Genomic DNA, 16739 nt, shown 5'->3' on the forward strand with positions numbered 1-16739 from the left:
ACGTAGCCCCAGCAAGTGGATGAACTTGCCGAGAGGAGAGCCAGGATGAGCATGGAACGTCTCAGCCAGCAGGTTGACGCTTACGTCGCCTGGAAACGCGAGCTGATGCGCGAGATCACGCGTTATCGCAGCTGGCTGGAGCACAACCGGCTCAACTCCGAGGCGGTTCAGGCCAAGCTCGAACGTGCGTTGAAAATCCTGCGTACCGATCACATCACCCTCGCCTTCGTCGGCGAGTTCTCGCGCGGAAAGACCGAGCTGATCAACAGTCTGTTCTTTTCCGAATATGGCCAGCGCATGCTGCCCTCGCATGCCGGGCGCACCACCATGTGCCCCACCGAGCTGTTCTTCGATCCGCGTTCGGAACGCCCCTACATTCGCCTGCTGCCCATCGAGACCCGCACGGCCTCGGCCAGCGTCGCGCAGTTCAAGCGTATTCCCCGGCACTGGGTGAACATCCCGCTGGACATCAGCGACCCGGCCAACATGGCGCTGGCCTTCAGTCAGGTGGCCAAGACCAAACCCATGCCGGTGGAACAGGCGATCCAGCTCGGCTTCCACCCGGACATGCTCGAAGGCACCGGTAAACGCGGCCAGGTGCTGGTGCCCGCCTGGCGCCATGCGATGGTCAACTTCGATCACCCGTTGCTGCGCCAGGGTCTGCGCATTCTCGACACCCCCGGCCTCAACGCTCTGGGCAGTGAACCCGAGCTGACCCTGTCGATGCTGCCCAATGCCCAGGCGATCATCTTCCTGCTGTCCGCCGATACCGGCGTCACCGCCAGCGATATGCACATCTGGCAACAGCACATTCGTCAGCTCGACGAAGACACCCAGACCAGCCTGTTTGCCGTACTGAACAAGATCGACGTGCTATGGGACGACCTGGCAGGCGAGACTTTCGTGCAGAACGCCATCGGCCAGATCCAGAGCGCCACCGCCAAACAGCTGGGCATCGCCAAGCAGGACGTACTGCCGCTGTCGGCCAAGCAGGCGCTGCTGGCCAAGGTGCGCAAGGACGAGGCACTGCTGGCCCGCAGCCAGATGGCCAATCTGGAGACCCTGCTGTGCGAGCGTATCGTCGCGCAGAAGGAGCGCCTGATCGAAGATAGCGTGGTACGCCAGGTGCTGGCGCTGCTCAACAACAGTCAACACGTGCTCAGCCTGCGCCTGGAGAAGGTCAGCGAACAGCTGGCCCTGCTCGGCAACCATCAGCAGGACAACGGCCAACTGCTGTTCGAACTGACCGCCAAGACCAAGGAAGACCACAGCCTGCACCACAAGCGCCTGCTTGGCCTGAAGACCAACCAGCGTCTGCTGCAACGCCAGGGACAGTTGCTGCGTCACGCAGCACGCGTCGAACGCCTGGAAGAACACCTGAGCGAAGTGCGGCGTACCTTGACCGGCAGCTGGACCACCCTGGGTATCAACCAGGGCATCCTGCATTTCTTTCGCGCCGTCGAGCAGGATTTGCACAACCTGCAGCACGAAGCCGAGATGGCCAACAAGATGGTCGCCGCCATCTATCGCCGCCATAACGAAGAAAGCCCGCTAGGCGGCGTCGACGCGCCGCAGTTCAAGATTCAGCGTTACCTGCGTGAGCTGAAGAAGCTGCAGGAAAAGGGTGACCAGTTCCGCCTGCATCTGAAGACCCTGCTCACCGAGCAGCGCAGCCTGACCCGGCGCTTCTTCGCCACCCTGGCCCAGGAGGTGATCGGCCTGCACCAGCGCCTGCGCCTGGACGCCGAACAGTGGGCCGCCGACGCACTGATGCCGCTGATGCAACACACCCTGGAACACAAGCAGATGCTGGAAAGCCACATGCTGCGCCTCAAGGCCCTGGCTCAGGAAACTCAGCAAACACGCAAACGCAGCCTGCAACTGGCGCGTTACCAGGAAGAGCTGGAACAGCAACTGGCGCAGGCCAGCGACATGCTGCGCGTACTGCGCCGACCGGCACCGGTGCAGCGTCAGGGCAAGGTGGTCAGCCTGCCGATGGCAGCACGCCCCCAAAGCCTGTAGAGGGGAGCGGGCGCCCAGCTCGCTTGCCGCTCGGGTCGGTGCTCTTTAGACTGGCGCCCTCCTCCGATTCCTTAGCAGCGCCTCCATGCCCACTGCATTTCCCGAAGATTCCGTCGGCCTGGTCAGCCCCCAGGTATTTCGCTTCAGCGAGCCCCTGGCGTTGGCCTGCGGGCGCAGCCTGGCCGAGTACGAACTGGTCGTCGAAACCTATGGCGAACTGAACGCCGCGCGCAGCAATGCGGTACTGATCTGCCATGCCCTGTCCGGCCACCATCACGCCGCCGGCTATCACAGCCCGGATGATCGTAAACCCGGTTGGTGGGACAGCTGCATCGGCCCCGGCAAGCCGATCGACACCAACAAGTTCTTCGTCGTCAGCCTCAACAACCTCGGCGGCTGCAACGGCTCCACCGGCCCGAGTAGCACCAACCCGGCCACTGGCAAACCCTATGGCGCCGATTTCCCGGTGATGACGGTCGAAGACTGGGTGCATAGCCAGGCGCGCCTGGCCGATGTGCTAGGCATCGAGCAATGGGCGGCGGTGATCGGCGGCAGTCTCGGCGGCATGCAGGCCATGCAGTGGACCATCAGCTACCCCGAGCGCGTGCGTCACTGCCTGGCCATCGCCTCGGCGCCCAAACTGTCGGCGCAGAACATCGCCTTCAACGAAGTGGCGCGCCAGGCGATTCTCACCGACCCGGAATTCCACGGCGGACACTTCCAGGAACAGGGCGTGATCCCCAAACGCGGCCTGATGCTGGCGCGCATGGTCGGGCACATTACCTACCTGTCCGACGACGCCATGGGCGAGAAATTCGGCCGTGGTCTGAAGAGCGAAAAGCTCAACTACGACTTCCACAGCGTCGAGTTTCAGGTGGAAAGCTACCTGCGCTACCAGGGCGAGGAGTTCTCCGGCCGCTTCGATGCCAACACCTACCTGCTGATGACCAAGGCGCTGGACTACTTCGACCCGGCCGCCGCGCATGACGGCGACCTGGCCAAGACCCTGGCCGTGGCCAAGGCGGACTTCTGCGTGATGTCCTTCACCACCGACTGGCGCTTCTCACCCGTGCGCTCGCGGGAAATCGTGGACGCGCTGACGGCGGCGAAGAAGAACGTCTGCTATCTGGAGATCGACGCACCGCAGGGCCACGACGCCTTCCTCATGCCGATCCCGCGTTACCTGCAGGCGTTCGGCAGCTACATGAAGCGAATCGAGGTATGAGCATGCGTGCGGATCTGGACATCATCCAGGAATGGATCGCCCCGGGCAGCCGTGTGCTCGACCTGGGCTGCGGCGACGGCGAGTTACTGGCCTGGCTGCGCGACAACAAGCAGGTGGCCGGCTACGGCCTGGAAATCGACCCGGACAAGATCGCCCTGTGCATCGAGCGCGGCGTCAACGTCATCGAGCAGAACCTCGACCTGGGCCTGGGCAACTTCGCCAGCAACAGCTTCGATGTAGTGGTCATGACCCAGTCGCTGCAGGCGCTGCACTACCCGGACAAGGTGCTGGCCGAGATGTTGCGCGTCGGCAAGACCTGCATCATCACCTTCCCCAATTTCGGCCACTGGCGCTGCCGCTGGTACCTGACGACAAAAGGTCGCATGCCGGTGTCGGACTTCCTGCCCTATACCTGGTACAACACCCCGAACATCCACTTCTGCACCTTCGAGGACTTCGAGCGTCTCTGCCACGCCCAAGGTGCCCGTGTGGAAGAACGCCTGGCGGTGGACCGTGACCATCGCCACGGCATCGCCAGCCGCATCTGGCCCAACCTGCTGGGCGAGATCGGCATCTACCGCATCAGTGGCGCGGATCTGTCCGCTCACCGCGTCGCGGTCTGAACTAGGAGAACAACATGCGCCGCATCATCCCCTTCCTGATCGCCCTGTGCCTGGCCCTGCCGGCCGCCGCCGAGCGCAAGCAGAGCTTCGGCGATCTCGACGTGCACTACAGCGTGTTCAACTCCAGCTTCATCCAGCCGGATATCGCCAGCGCCGCCGGCCTGGTACGCAGCAAGACCCAGGGTGTGATCAACATTGCCGTGCTCAAAGCCGGCAAGCCCAGCACCGCCGTGGTCGGGGGCGAGGTGAAGGACCTGCTGGGTAAGAGCACCGCGCTAACGTTCCGCCAGGTCACCGAAGGCGAGGCCATCTATTACCTGGCGCAGTTCCCATTCAAGACCCGCGAAATGCTCAGCTTCACCCTGAACGTACGCCAGGGTGATGACGCACATCGCATCACCTTCAACCAGGAAATGTTCCCGGATGACTAAGCCAGTGAGTGGTTTCAAGGAGCTGGTACTGGCCAGCCATAACGCCGGCAAGCTCAAGGAGTTGCAGGCCATGCTCGGCGACGCCGTGCGCGTGCGTTCGATCGGCGAATTCAGCCAGGTCGAGCCGGAAGAAACCGGCCTGTCGTTCGTCGAGAATGCCATCCTCAAGGCACGCAACGCCGCGCGCATCTCCGGCTTGCCGGCACTGGCCGACGACTCGGGCCTGGCGGTGGACTTCCTCGGCGGCGCCCCCGGCATCTACTCGGCACGCTATGCCGATGGCCAGGGCGATGCGGCGAACAACGCCAAGTTGCTCGCCGCCCTGAAAGACGTGCCGGATGCCGAGCGCGGCGCGCAGTTCGTCTGCGCCCTGGCGCTGGTACGCCACGCCGACGACCCTTTGCCAATCCTCTGCGAAGGCCTGTGGCACGGCAGCATCCTGCACGAAGCCCGTGGCGAGCACGGCTTCGGCTACGACCCGCTGTTCTGGGTGCCGGATAGCGAATGTTCCAGCGCCGAGATGCCGTCCGAGCAGAAGAACCGCCTCAGCCACCGCGCCCGCGCCATGGCCCTGCTCAAGCAGCGCCTGGGGCTTGCATGAGCGAGACCGCTGGCGGGAGTTTCCTGCTCCCGCCCCTGGCGCTCTACATCCACATCCCGTGGTGCGTGCGCAAATGCCCCTACTGCGACTTCAACTCCCACGCCGCCGGGCCGACGCTGCCTGAAGAAGAGTACGTCGACGCGCTGCTGGCCGACCTCGATATCGACCTGCAGCACGTCCATGGCCGACTGCTGACCTCGATCTTCTTCGGCGGCGGCACGCCCAGCCTGTTCTCCGACCGCGCCCTGGGCCGTTTGCTGGAAGGCGTACAGCAACGTGTCGGCTTTGCGCCGGATATCGAGATCACCCTGGAGGCCAACCCTGGCACCTTCGAGCAGGCCAAGTTCAAGGGCTACCGGGCGCTGGGTATCAATCGCCTGTCTATCGGCGTGCAGAGTTTCCAGGAAGCCAAGCTCAAGGCACTGGGGCGCATCCACGATGGCGGCGAAGCCATCCGCGCTGCCAACATGGCCCGCGCCGCCGGCTTCGACAACTTCAACCTCGACCTGATGCACGGCCTGCCCGAGCAGAGCATCGAGGATGCCCTGTTCGACCTGCGCACCGCCATCAGCCAGGGCCCGACGCACCTGTCCTGGTACCAGTTGACCATGGAGCCGAACACGGTGTTCTGGAGCCAGCCGCCAACGCTTCCCGAGGATGATCTGCTGTGGGATATCCAGGAAGCCGGCCAGGCCCTGCTCGCAGCCGAAGGCTACGCGCAGTACGAAGTGTCCGCCTACGCCAGGCCTGGCAAGCAGGCGCGACACAACCTCAATTACTGGACCTTCGGTGATTTCCTCGGCATCGGCGCTGGCGCCCACGCCAAGCTAAGCACACCTGCTGGGCGCATCCAGCGCACCTGGAAAACCCGCCTACCCAAGGACTACCTCGACCCGGCCAAGGTATTCCAGGCCGGGGAGCGCGTACTCGAAGCCGGCGAACTTCCGTTCGAGTATCTGATGAACGTGTTGCGTTTGACCGAAGGCGCACCGGCCGAACTATTCAGCCAACGCACCGGCCTGCCGTTGCAGCAACTCGAACAGGCACGTCGTGAAGCCGAACGCCAGGGGCTGCTGCAGGCCGATCCAGCCCGCCTGGTAGCCACCACCAAGGGGCAACTGTTCCTCAACGATCTGCTGCAGCAGTTCCTGGCGTAGTTCACCCACAGAGCGGCATGAATCCGGTAGGCTAGCGCGCCTGATTCGCGCGGCCATTGCTCACGTCGCGCTGCACTGAAGGAGCCCGCATGGATCTGCTACTGGACCTGATCGTCACCCTCTCGCGCTGGAGCCGCAGCCACCTCAGCGATATTTCCCTGGCCATCATGGCTACTCTGCTGGTGCTGTTCGGCCCTGCCATCAACGCCTGGGTTCAACGCACCATCGGTAACCTCAATTTCGTCCTGCGCACCCTGCTGTTCGTGGTGTTCTGCGCGGTCGGCTACGGCCTGGCCATCGTCTTCCTCACGCCCTGGCTGGCCAAGGGCCTGGCGCACTTCAACAACTACACGCTGGCGCCAGTGCTGATTCTGATCTTCGCGGTCATCGGCATACTCGCCGACCGCAATTAGCGGGCGCAGCGCACAGGCTGCCCCATCAACCTTGCAGCCACACCATCACCTGCCCAACCAATTGCGCAGGGGTGGCATGCGTCGAATCCAGGCGCAGCAACGGACACGTCAGGTGCTGCTCGATCCAGGTCTCGTGCATGAGTCGGCTGCGCGTGTGCCGGTCGCCCTGCTCGTAGCCGGCCGCCCAGTCGAGAAAGGCCAGACTCTGGGCGTGCATATCGCCGCCCGGTTCAATTCGTTCGCCGTAGCGCTGCGCCTCGCGCTGACGTAGCCGGTGCATGCGCTCGTCATCGTCCAGATGCAGGAACAGTGCATGACTGAACGACGGGATCAATGCCTCGCCCCAACTGCATAGCGAGCCACTCAACACCCAGCTCGACGCCTGCGCGGCGCACTCGCGGATCAACTCCACCCGTTGTGGTGGTGGACGCTTGTGCAGGTACGGCGGCTCGCTGGGTAACCAGTAGAAGTCGTCGGTATCGAGGTGCAGCCAGCCGCAGCTATTGGACAGGGCATTGCCCAGCGTGGTGGTACCGGAGCCGGATGCGCCGAATATATGCAATCTGATGCTCATGCATCCTCCCTGATCAGATGCGCAAAAATACAGAAGCCGCCCAAAGGCGGCTTCGTGAACGACCGCAGCCCTGTCAGTTGCCTTCGCGGCGCAGCGCCTGCGGGGTGAAGTCGCGCGGGCTTAGACGGGCGTTGAAGTCGTACATCTTCTCGTTGTTATCCAGGCCGTCGGCGAAGTAGCGGCCGCCCTTGAGGTCGTAGATGGTCTCCAGGGTCGAGCCGAACATCGGCACATCGTAGTAGCTGATCGGGTGAGCTTCCTGCAGGCCGATCAGGTTGCCATTACGGTCATACAGATCGACCGCGAGGATCTGCCAGCTGTCCTCGTCGAGATAGAAACGACGCTTGCCATAGGGATGACTGAAGCCGGTGCGCAGGTCCGCCTCCACCACCCAGACGCGGTGCAACTCGTAACGCAGCAATTCCGGATTGATGTGCTTGGCCTGCAGGATGTCGGCGTAGGGAATGCCCTTCTGGTGCACGGCGTAGCTGTTGTAGGGCACCAGCATCTCGCGCTTGCCTAGCAGCTGCCATTCGTAGCGATCCGGTGCGCCATTGTAGGAGTCCACCTGGTCGGCAGTGGCCATGCCATTGGTGTCGGGTTGCAGGGTGTCGTAGGCAAGCATCGGCAGGCGGCGCACACGGCGCTCGCCACGGTTGAAGCGCCAGGCCTTGCGAATCGCCAGCACCTGATCGAGGGTTTCCTGCACCACCAGCGCCGAGCCGGCCAACTTGGCTGGAGCCACGACCTTGTACTTGTAATAGAACAGGGTGTTGTCCAGATCCTGTGGGGCAACACCTTCGCGGCCATAGAGGAAGTAGATGTCGCGCTCGAGCTTGAGCAGGTTGTAGCTACCGTTGGCGAGCACCGCCGCCTGGTTGGTGGCCATGCTGATCTGGTCGCCGCGGTAACGCATGACGTGGTTCCAGATCGCCTCCTGGCCATTCTGCGGCAGCGGGAATGGCACACCAGCGGCCGCCCCCTGCACACCGTTGCCACCAGAAATCAGCTCGGCATTCAGCGCATTGAAGCGGGAGGCATCATAGATGCGTTGTGGCGCGGCCGCACTGCGGCGGGTCGGGAATACGCGCAGATAGAAGCTGGGGTTCTGCTGCAGCAGGGTCTTGAGGCCGATCGGCAACTGTTGTTCATACTGCGCCAGGTTCTGGCTGTCGACTCGGAACAGCAGTTTGTCGTCAGCATAGGGGTCCGGGTGATGCATGCCCGGCTGGTAGTTGGCCGGCGGCGTAGCCAGACCGCCCGTCCAGGCAGGGATGGTGCCACTGGCATTACCGGCGCGCTCGCCACCCAGTGGTGTCAGGTCCTGACCCAGACGCGCAGCCTGACTGGCATCAACCTTGGCCTGGGCCTGAAACGCCAGGGCAGTCAGCAGAAGAAGGGAAACCGATCTCAACACAATGCTCTCCTCGCGGCGCCATGGAAGCGATGCCGCTATTGTCCGCGCACCTTGCAGGCGCACTTATCGTTGTTGTGTTCTGAGAGCCTGCTCACGGTCTCGCGAGCTAGAGCGATACAAGGCAAAAACAAGCGAGGAAGCGGAGTGTACTTTTGTACATGAGCATTCCGAGCTTGTTTTTAACGCAGTAGCGCCGACGCGCAGCAGATCGTGAGCAGGTTCTGAGGTGAGGCGCCGTCCTGGCCGTCGGGTTATCCCGATCTAGTGGTGCATCCTGCCGGTTCTATATACGGGCGATCCCTACGGACGGGATCGCTCGGCAATCACTCCTGACGCTGAAACTTGAGATCCCATACACCGTGGCCAAGGCGCTCGCCACGACGTTCGAACTTGGTCACCGGGCGCTCTTCTGGGCGCGGCACGTAAGTGCCATCGGCCGCCAGGTTGCGGTAGCCCGGCGCAGCGTTCATCACTTCAAGCATGTGCTCAGCATAGTTCTCCCAGTCGGTGGCCATGTGCAACACGCCGCCGACCTTCAGTTTGCTGCGCACCAGCTCAGCGAAAGCAGGCTGGACGATACGGCGCTTGTGGTGACGTGACTTGTGCCAGGGGTCGGGGAAGAACAGCAGCACGCGATCGAGGCTGGCGTCGGCCACGCAGTCCCGCAGCACCTCCAGCGCATCGCAGCTGTAGACCCGCAGGTTGCTGAGATTTTGCGTCATCGCACCGTTGAGCAGCGCACCCACGCCGGGTTTGTGTACCTCGACACCGATGAAATCCTGCTCAGGCGCAGCAGCAGCCATCTCCAGGGTGGAGTGGCCCATGCCGAAGCCGATCTCGAAGGTGCGCGGTGCGCTGCGACCGAACACCTGGTCGAAATCGCGTAGGCCGTCTTCCAGCTCAAGGCCGAACAGCGGCCAGCCCTTGTCGATGCCACGCTGCTGACCTTCGGTCATGCGCCCGGCACGCATCACGAAGCTCTTGATGGTACGGCGCTGGCGACCGTCTTCGGTCAGTTCGGGCTGTTGGGTATCGGTCATGCTGGACTCTTGTAGAGTGTTTACGACTCTGCGGTCTGAAGCCCTGCTTGCAACGCAGCAGGGTCGACGCGCAGCCAATCGTTATCCTTAGTTGATCAGGCCAGTCAGCGGCGACGACGCACTGGCATAGAGTTTCTTCGGCATACGGCCGGCCAGGTAGGCCAGGCGACCGGCCTCGACGGCATGCTGCATGGCACGCGCCATCAGCACCGGATTCTGCGCTTCGGCGATGGCGCTGTTCATCAGCACCGCCTCGCAGCCCAGCTCCATGGCGATGGTAGCGTCGGAGGCAGTGCCCACGCCGGCGTCGACCAGCACCGGCACCTTCGATTCCTCGAGGATGATGCGCAGGTTGTACGGGTTGCAGATGCCCAGGCCGGAGCCGATCAAGCCGGCCAGCGGCATCACCGCGATGCAGCCGATCTCGGCCAGTTGGCGCGCGATGATCGGATCGTCGCTGGTGTACACCATCACGTCGAAGCCATCCTTGACCAGTACTTCGGCGGCCTTGATTGTCTCGATGACGTTGGGGAACAGGGTTTTCTGGTCGGCCAGCACTTCCAGCTTGACCAGGTTGTGACCATCGAGCAGCTCGCGGGCCAGGCGGCAGGTGCGCACGGCCTCGACCGCGTCATAGCAGCCGGCGGTATTGGGCAGGATGGTGTACTTGTCCGGGCTGATCACGTCGAGCAGGTTCGGCTCACCGGGATTCTGGCCGATGTTGGTGCGGCGCACCGCCACGGTGACGATCTCGGCGCCGGAAGCGGCGATGGCGTCGCGGGTCTCGTCCATATCCTTGTACTTGCCGGTACCGACCAGCAGGCGCGACTGGAACGTACGACCGGCCAGAGTGAAGGGCTTGTCGCTGCGAACTTGGCTCATGGAATACTCCTCGAGGGGTCAACCGCCGCCGATGGCGTGCACCACTTCCACCTGGTCGCCTTCGGCGAGCTGGGTGCTGTCGTGCTGGCTGCGTGGAACGATGTCCTGATTGAGCTCGACCGCCACACGGCGCCCGGTCAGATCGAGGCGAACCAACAGGTCGGCGACGCTCTGGTTATCCGGCAGTTCGAAGGGTTCACCATTCAACTGGATACGCATGACGACTCGGTCACAACTGGAAAGAGGGCCGGCATTCTAGCCCGTTAACTGGCCACGACCAAGGCTAAAAGGCGCCATTCGTCCTCATTTCTGACGCCAGGGTCAGGTCAGCTTCCAGGCGCTCAGGCCCAGGCACAGCCAACCAACGAGGAAGGCGACGCCACCGAAAGGCGTGATGATACCGAGCTTGCCAATGCCGCTGAGGGTCAGCAGATAGAGACTGCCGGAGAACAGCAGGATACCCAGCGCGAAGGCGCCGCCAGCCAGGTTCACCAACCGTCCGGGCGCATGCATCGCCAGCAGGCCGACGCCGAACAGGGCCAACGCGTGAATCAGCTGGTAATGCGTGCCGGTCTGGAACACCGCCAGATACTCGGGAGTCAGCCTGTGCTTCAGACCATGGGCCGCGAACGCGCCCAGAGCGACACCGGTGAAACCGGCGAATGCGGACAACAGTAGCCAGAGACGGGCCATGGAAACTCCTGAATGGAACGGGCAGTGTGCAGTTTAACTCCTGTGCCGACAGGCGAACTGCTCGTTATTGTCACACCTGCGTCAACCCTTCGGGCCGTCGCAAAGCGACGTCAAAAATCGCTCCAGGCGATTTTTTGTTTTAATAGCGCCACATCCGATCATTGCGAGACCCCATGCTCCGAGCCCTGACCCGCCGCCTGCTGAAACTGCTGCTCTGGCTGATCCTGGCCAGCGTACTGCTGGTGCTTGCTCTGCGCTGGGTGCCGCCGCCCGGTACGGCGCTGATGATCGAGCGCAAGATCGAATCCTGGGGCAGCGAACAGCCCATCGAGCTGAAGCGCCAGTGGCGCCCCTGGAAAGAACTCCCGGATCACCTGAAGATGGCGGTGATCGCCGCTGAAGACCAGAAATTCGCCGAACACTGGGGGTTCGATGTCGGCGCGATTCAGGCGGCGCTGGCACATAACCAGAGCGGCGGCTCACTAAGAGGCGCCAGCACCCTCAGCCAGCAGGTGGCGAAGAACCTGTTTCTCTGGTCCGGACGCAGTTGGCTGCGCAAAGGGCTGGAAGCCTGGTTCACCGCACTGATCGAAGTGCTCTGGTCGAAAGAGCGCATCCTTGAGGTGTACCTCAATAGCGTCGAGTGGGGCGATGGCATCTTTGGCGCCGAAGCCGCGGCACAACACCATTTCGGTGTCGGCGCGCCTTATCTCAATCGCCAGCAGGCCAGCCAGCTGGCAGCGGTGCTACCCAATCCACTGCGCTGGAGCGCTGGTCGCCCGAATGGCTACGTGGTGCGACGCGCCGCCTGGATTCGCCAGCAGATGAATCAGCTGGGTGGCAGCCACTACCTCAATCAGCTCAAGGCAGCGCGCCCAGACTGGTGGCCACGCTGGCTGTAAGCGAGGCTAGCTAGCGGGTCGCGCGAAAAGCCTGGCGCGGCACCGCATGCAGCAGCGCGACCTCATCGCCGCGCAGGTGCACGGTCAAGCCCCATTGCGGATAGACCCAAGCCTGACCGTCGACCAATTCCAAGGTCAGACGCGGCTGCCCGAGACTGGCAGCCAGGCGCTCGCTGGCCAGGGCTTGGGGGGCATTCAGATTGAGGCTGGCGATGGAAAAACCGGCCATCTGATCGACCAGTGATTGACCAAGGACCTGCTCGCTATCACCGGCCTTGAGGCCTTGCGCCGTCATCAGACTGTCGCGCTGCTCACGGCTCAACCTCAGCTCGGCCTCGAGCGACCACTTGCCCTCCTCCCCTTCGAGTGGCGCACGATAGACAAGCCGCGCGCCGTCAAGGCGCGGCTCCAGCCACAGCTCGCCCGGCGCTAACGCCTGCACATCACGCAGCGTCAGTGCGTCCTCAGCCAGCGGCTGTAACAGTGCGTCGCGCCACTGCTGCAGACCTTCCACCGGTTCAACCTCGGTACTGCGCATCAGCCAGGCGCCCCAGGCGAAGAACAACACGGCGACGAGCGCGAATATCAGCCAGTGCTGCGCTTTCAGTGGGGCTTTGTTCAAGGCAATTGCTCCAGACAGAAAAAAGCCGCACCAGGGTGCGGCTTTTCGGGGTAACAGCAGACTCAAGCGGCGATACAGCCCTTGAGCTTGTTCATCGCATTCTTCTCGAGCTGGCGAATCCGCTCGGCCGACACATTGTACTTGGCGGCCAGGTCGTGCAGCGTCGCCTTTTCCTCGGCCAGCCAGCGCTGGTAGAGAATGTCGCGACTGCGCTCGTCCAGACTTTCCAGCGCTTCGTGCAGGTTGCTGCTGGAACTGTCGCTCCAGTCGGCATCTTCAAGCTGGCGGGCTGGGTCGTAGCGATGGTCTTCCAGATAATGCGCTGGTGACTGGAAGGCGCTGTCGTCGTCGGCATCGGCTGCCGGATCGAAGGCCATGTCCTGGCCGGTCAGGCGACTTTCCATCTCGCGCACTTCGTGCGGCTCGACGCCGAGGCTGGCGGCCACGGCGGTCACTTCATCGTTGTTCAGCCAAGCCAGACGCTTCTTCTGGCTGCGCAGGTTGAAGAACAGTTTGCGCTGGGCCTTGGTGGTGGCCACTTTAACGATGCGCCAGTTCTTCAGAATGAACTCGTGGATTTCCGCGCGAATCCAGTGCACAGCGAAAGACACCAGGCGTACGCCCATTTCCGGGTTGAAGCGCTTGACCGCCTTCATCAGGCCGACGTTGCCTTCCTGGATCAGGTCGGCCTGAGCCAGACCGTAACCGGAGTAGCTGCGTGCGATATGCACCACGAAACGCAGGTGGGCCAACACCATCTGGCGGGCTGCCTCGAGATCCTGCTGGTAAAAGAGATTTTCGGCCAGTTCACGCTCCTGCTCGGGTGTCAGCAGCGGGATGCTGTTGACGGCATGCACGTATGCTTCCAGGTTGGCGCCTGGAACCAGAGCATGAACAGGTTGCAAGGAAGTGGACATTCGAATCCTCCGATTCACGAAACTCGTGCAGTGTAGCACTGCGCTATCTGATGCAGGTCCTGTGGATAAGTTCCTGCCCAGATAGTCAATATCAACCAAAACAATAAGTTGTCAGCTTGCGTTCAGCCTTGCCGAACAGCGCCCTAACGGGGCGCAAGTTCGTTCAGATGACGCGCCACTGCCAGCCAGGCGCCAATATAGCCCAACAGCACGGCGCCGAGCAGCAGCGAAAAACCGTCGGAAGAAGGTACGCCACCCAGCGCGAAATCGCTACCGTAAAGGCCAGCCAAACGTACTACCGCATCGTTCAGCCAATCCAGCCCGAAGGCCAGCAGCAGCCAGGCGAAGATACCAGCGCCGAAACCATACAACGCGCCCATATAAAGGAAGGGACGTCGCACGTAGCCATCGGTTCCACCTACCAGCTTGATCACTTCGATTTCGGCACGACGGTTCTCGATGTGCAGGCGGATGGTGTTGCCGATCACCAGCAGCAGCGCCAGGATCAGAAGCAGGCTCAGGCCAAAGACGAAGCGGTCACCCAGCTTGAGGATCGCGGTCAGGCGTTCGACCCAGACCAGATCGAGCTGCGCCTGCTCTACCTTGGGCAGCTCCGCCAGGCGCTGGCGCAGGGCCTCAAGCTTGGCCTTGTCGACTTCCTTCGGCGTGACCAAAACCACGCCCGGCAGCGGATTCTCCGGCAACTCCTTCAACGCCTGACCCAGACCGGACAGCTGCTGGAACTCTTCCAGCGCCTGCTCGCGGCTGATCCATTCGGCGTCGGAGACGTCATCCATCGCTGCGATCTGCTCGCGCAGCGCCTGGCCGTCGCGCTCACCGGCGGACATATCGAGGAACAGGGAAATCTGCGCCGCACGCTGCCAGGAGCCGCCGAGCTTCTCGACGTTATCCAGCAGCAGCGACAGGCCCATGGGCAGGCTCAGCGCCACGGCCATCACCAGGCAGGTGAAGAAGCTGCCGATGGGCTGGCGCGCCAGGCGGCGCAGGCTGTCGACCAGGCTGGCGCGGTGGCTTTCCAGCCAGGCGTTGAGCAGAGTGCGAAAATCCGGCTCATCCGCCGGGCCATCGACCACCTTGTTGCGCGGCGCCGCGCCGACGCGTTCGGCCGGCTGCGGTGTGGGCATCTTCGATGCGCTCATCAGGCTGCCTCCCCATCACCGATCAGGCGACCACGTTGCAGGGTGAGCATGCGTTGGCGCATACGTGCGATCAGCGCCAGGTCGTGGCTGGCGATCAGTACCGTGGTGCCCAACTGGTTGATGTCTTCGAACACGCCCATGATCTCGGCAGCCAGGCGCGGGTCAAGGTTACCGGTAGGCTCGTCCGCCAGCAGTAGGGCTGGCCGGTGGACGATGGCGCGGGCGATGCCAACGCGCTGCTGCTGACCGGTGGACAGATCCCCCGGCGCCTGCGCGGCCTTGTCGCTGAGGCTGACACGCTCCAGCGCCGCACCGACGCGCTTGGCTATCTCTGGCTTGGACAGACCGAGAATCTGCAGCGGCAGAGCGACGTTGTCGTAGACAGTGCGATCGAACAGCAGCTGGTGATTCTGGAATACCACGCCGATCTGTCGGCGCAGGAACGGAATCTGCGCGTTGGTGATGGTCGACAGGTCCTGCCCGGCCAGCAGCAACTTGCCGCTGGTGGGCCGTTCCATCGCCAGCAGCAGACGCAGCAGCGTGCTCTTGCCGGCACCGGAGTGACCGGTGACAAAGAGGAATTCGCCGGGGCGAACGCGGAAACTCAGCTCGTGCAGCCCGACATGGCCATTGGGGTAACGCTTGGCGACCTGCTCGAATCGGATCATGCCCGCTCGCGCTCCTCGAAGAGTGCCTGAACGAAAGCCTGCGCCTCGAACGGCCGCAGGTCATCGATGCCTTCGCCCACGCCGATGTAGCGAATCGGCAGGCCGAACTGCTTGGCCAGGGCGAAGATGACGCCGCCCTTGGCGGTGCCGTCGAGTTTGGTCAGCGCCAGGCCGGTGAGGTTCACGGTCTGGTTGAATTGCTTGGCCTGGTTGATGGCGTTCTGGCCGGTGCCGGCGTCGAGCACCAGCAGCACTTCGTGCGGTGCGGTGTCATCCAGCTTACCTATCACCCGACGCACCTTCTTCAGCTCTTCCATCAGGTTGTCTTTGGTGTGCAGGCGCCCGGCGGTGTCAGCGATCAGCACGTCGATGCCGCGCGACTTGGCCGCCTGCACCGCATCGAAGATCACCGAGGCCGAGTCGGCGCCAGTGTGCTGGGCGATCACCGCGATGTTGTTGCGCTCACCCCAGACCTGCAGCTGCTCCACCGCAGCAGCGCGGAAGGTATCGCCCGCAGCGAGCATGACCTTCTTGCCTTCGAGTTGCAGCTTCTTGGCCAGCTTGCCGATGGTGGTGGTCTTGCCTACGCCGTTCACGCCCACGACGAGAATCACGTAAGGCTGTTTGGCAGTGTCGATGACCAGCGACTGCTCGACCGGCTTGAGCAGAGTCACCAGCTCTTCCTGCAGCGCCTTGTACAGCGCGCCGCTGTCGGCCAGTTCCTTGCGCGCCACGCGTTTGGTCAGGTTGCCAATGATCGCGGTGGTCGCCTCGACGCCGACGTCGGCGGTCAGCAGGCGGGTTTCCAGATCATCCAGCAGGTCATCGTCGATAGCCTTCTTGCCAAGGAACAGGCTGGCCATGCCCTCGCCGAGGCTGGCGCTGGTCTTGGACAGGCCTTGCTTGAGGCGGGCGAAGAAACTCGGCTTTTCCTGAGTGGCTGGCGCGGCTACGGGAGCGGGCGCAACAACCTCGGGCAAGGCTTCGGCAACAGGCTCAGGCACGAGCGGCGGCTCAATGACCACAGGCGGGGCGACCGAGGGTTCGGCAACCAGCCGCTCAGCCTGTGGCACTGGAGCAGGCGCGGCCTCAGCCACTTCGGGCTCGAGTGCCGGCAAGGCTTCGGGCGCGCGCTCAGGTGTCGACGGCTCGGCAGGTGGTCGAGCAGACTCGGGCTGCTCGACGGGCGCGGGCTGAGTCGGCTCGGCTGCGTTCTCTGCGGGCTTCTTGCGCCACCAACTGAACAGGGATTTCTTTTCTTCGGTCACAGGCGGGGTCTGCGCGCCAGCCTCGGCCGGCGACTTCTTGTCGTCATTGGAACCAAACATGGGTCGCTTGCATCTCAGGGGAGCGGACGCTAACAGGCTGCAAAGCCTTGCCGCGCCGCCCCGG

19 protein-coding genes are annotated in these 16739 nt (G+C 63.1%); 8 read left to right on the forward strand and 11 right to left on the reverse strand.

What is annotated here, in order from left to right:
* The first annotated feature begins 45 nt into the window (after window positions 1-45).
* The 7 genes from CDO35_RS17420 (at window position 46) to CDO35_RS17450 (ending at window position 6472) form a co-directional block, all read left to right on the forward strand.
* Window positions 46-2022 (forward strand): dynamin-like GTPase family protein, encoded by a 1977-nt coding sequence (locus CDO35_RS17420; RefSeq protein ID WP_099525936.1) that lies wholly within the window; start codon window positions 46-48, stop codon window positions 2020-2022.
* A gap of 85 nt (window positions 2023-2107) precedes the next feature.
* Window positions 2108-3247, forward strand: a complete 1140-nt coding sequence (gene metX / locus CDO35_RS17425; RefSeq protein WP_099525937.1) for a homoserine O-succinyltransferase MetX — start codon at window positions 2108-2110, stop codon at window positions 3245-3247.
* 2 nt (window positions 3248-3249) lie between these two features.
* Window positions 3250-3870 carry a methionine biosynthesis protein MetW gene (gene metW / locus CDO35_RS17430; RefSeq protein WP_099525938.1) on the forward strand — a complete coding sequence of 207 codons (621 nt, stop codon included), beginning with the start codon at window positions 3250-3252 and terminating at the stop codon, window positions 3868-3870.
* A 14-nt stretch (window positions 3871-3884) separates the two neighbouring features.
* Entirely contained in the window at window positions 3885-4301 is a 417-nt protein-coding gene (locus tag CDO35_RS17435) for a DUF4426 domain-containing protein (RefSeq protein ID WP_099525939.1), read from the forward strand.
* Entirely contained in the window at window positions 4294-4902 is a 609-nt protein-coding gene (rdgB, locus tag CDO35_RS17440) for an RdgB/HAM1 family non-canonical purine NTP pyrophosphatase (RefSeq protein WP_420713166.1), read from the forward strand. The genes CDO35_RS17435 and rdgB overlap by 8 nt, the downstream gene beginning before the upstream one ends.
* Window positions 4899-6059 (forward strand): radical SAM family heme chaperone HemW, encoded by a 1161-nt coding sequence (gene hemW, locus CDO35_RS17445; RefSeq protein WP_099525940.1) that lies wholly within the window; start codon window positions 4899-4901, stop codon window positions 6057-6059. Before rdgB ends, hemW begins: the two co-directional genes overlap by 4 nt.
* A gap of 89 nt (window positions 6060-6148) precedes the next feature.
* Window positions 6149-6472: a DUF3392 domain-containing protein gene (locus CDO35_RS17450; RefSeq protein ID WP_099525941.1), complete on the forward strand. Its 324-nt coding sequence runs from the start codon at window positions 6149-6151 to the stop codon at window positions 6470-6472.
* Window positions 6473-6497: 25 nt separating this feature from the next.
* Here CDO35_RS17450 and CDO35_RS17455 read toward each other — a convergent pair whose 3' ends face one another.
* The 6 genes from CDO35_RS17455 to CDO35_RS17480 all read right to left on the reverse strand — a co-directional run bounded on the left by CDO35_RS17455 (window position 6498) and on the right by CDO35_RS17480 (window position 11078).
* A complete protein-coding gene (locus tag CDO35_RS17455) occupies window positions 6498-7046 on the reverse strand; it encodes a P-loop NTPase family protein (RefSeq protein WP_099525942.1) in 549 nt (182 codons plus the stop codon).
* A gap of 73 nt (window positions 7047-7119) precedes the next feature.
* A complete protein-coding gene (locus tag CDO35_RS17460) occupies window positions 7120-8463 on the reverse strand; it encodes a DUF1329 domain-containing protein (RefSeq protein WP_099525943.1) in 1344 nt (447 codons plus the stop codon).
* A 323-nt stretch (window positions 8464-8786) separates the two neighbouring features.
* On the reverse strand, window positions 8787-9503 hold the full coding sequence (gene trmB / locus CDO35_RS17465; protein ID WP_099525944.1) for a tRNA (guanosine(46)-N7)-methyltransferase TrmB: 717 nt from the start codon (window positions 9501-9503) through the stop codon (window positions 8787-8789).
* An 87-nt stretch (window positions 9504-9590) separates the two neighbouring features.
* On the reverse strand, window positions 9591-10385 hold the full coding sequence (locus CDO35_RS17470) for a thiazole synthase (RefSeq protein WP_017363115.1): 795 nt from the start codon (window positions 10383-10385) through the stop codon (window positions 9591-9593).
* Between the two features lie 18 nt (window positions 10386-10403).
* Window positions 10404-10604: a sulfur carrier protein ThiS gene (gene thiS / locus CDO35_RS17475; RefSeq protein ID WP_061240208.1), complete on the reverse strand. Its 201-nt coding sequence runs from the start codon at window positions 10602-10604 to the stop codon at window positions 10404-10406.
* Between the two features lie 102 nt (window positions 10605-10706).
* A complete protein-coding gene (locus tag CDO35_RS17480) occupies window positions 10707-11078 on the reverse strand; it encodes a DUF423 domain-containing protein (protein ID WP_099525945.1) in 372 nt (123 codons plus the stop codon).
* A 173-nt stretch (window positions 11079-11251) separates the two neighbouring features.
* Here CDO35_RS17480 and mtgA point away from each other — a divergent pair, with 173 nt between their 5' ends.
* The gene (gene mtgA, locus CDO35_RS17485; RefSeq protein ID WP_099525946.1) at window positions 11252-11980 is read left to right on the forward strand and encodes a monofunctional biosynthetic peptidoglycan transglycosylase; all 729 of its coding nucleotides are present in this window, start codon (window positions 11252-11254) and stop codon (window positions 11978-11980) included.
* A 10-nt stretch (window positions 11981-11990) separates the two neighbouring features.
* On the opposite strand, the gene CDO35_RS17490 is transcribed toward mtgA, so the two are convergent.
* The 5 genes from CDO35_RS17490 to ftsY form a co-directional block, all read right to left on the reverse strand.
* Entirely contained in the window at window positions 11991-12602 is a 612-nt protein-coding gene (locus tag CDO35_RS17490; RefSeq protein ID WP_099525947.1) for a hypothetical protein, read from the reverse strand.
* 62 nt (window positions 12603-12664) lie between these two features.
* Window positions 12665-13519 carry an RNA polymerase sigma factor RpoH gene (gene rpoH / locus CDO35_RS17495; RefSeq protein ID WP_017675856.1) on the reverse strand — a complete coding sequence of 285 codons (855 nt, stop codon included), beginning with the start codon at window positions 13517-13519 and terminating at the stop codon, window positions 12665-12667.
* Between the two features lie 143 nt (window positions 13520-13662).
* On the reverse strand, window positions 13663-14679 hold the full coding sequence (ftsX, locus tag CDO35_RS17500) for a permease-like cell division protein FtsX (protein WP_099525948.1): 1017 nt from the start codon (window positions 14677-14679) through the stop codon (window positions 13663-13665).
* Window positions 14679-15347 carry a cell division ATP-binding protein FtsE gene (gene ftsE / locus CDO35_RS17505; RefSeq protein WP_099525949.1) on the reverse strand — a complete coding sequence of 223 codons (669 nt, stop codon included), beginning with the start codon at window positions 15345-15347 and terminating at the stop codon, window positions 14679-14681. Before ftsE ends, ftsX begins: the two co-directional genes overlap by 1 nt.
* On the reverse strand, window positions 15344-16675 hold the full coding sequence (gene ftsY, locus CDO35_RS17510; protein ID WP_099525950.1) for a signal recognition particle-docking protein FtsY: 1332 nt from the start codon (window positions 16673-16675) through the stop codon (window positions 15344-15346). The genes ftsE and ftsY overlap by 4 nt, the downstream gene beginning before the upstream one ends.
* Window positions 16676-16739 lie beyond the last annotated feature (64 nt).

This window comes from Pseudomonas sediminis (genome assembly GCF_002741105.1).
In the GTDB taxonomy this organism is placed as follows: domain Bacteria; phylum Pseudomonadota; class Gammaproteobacteria; order Pseudomonadales; family Pseudomonadaceae; genus Aquipseudomonas; species Aquipseudomonas sediminis.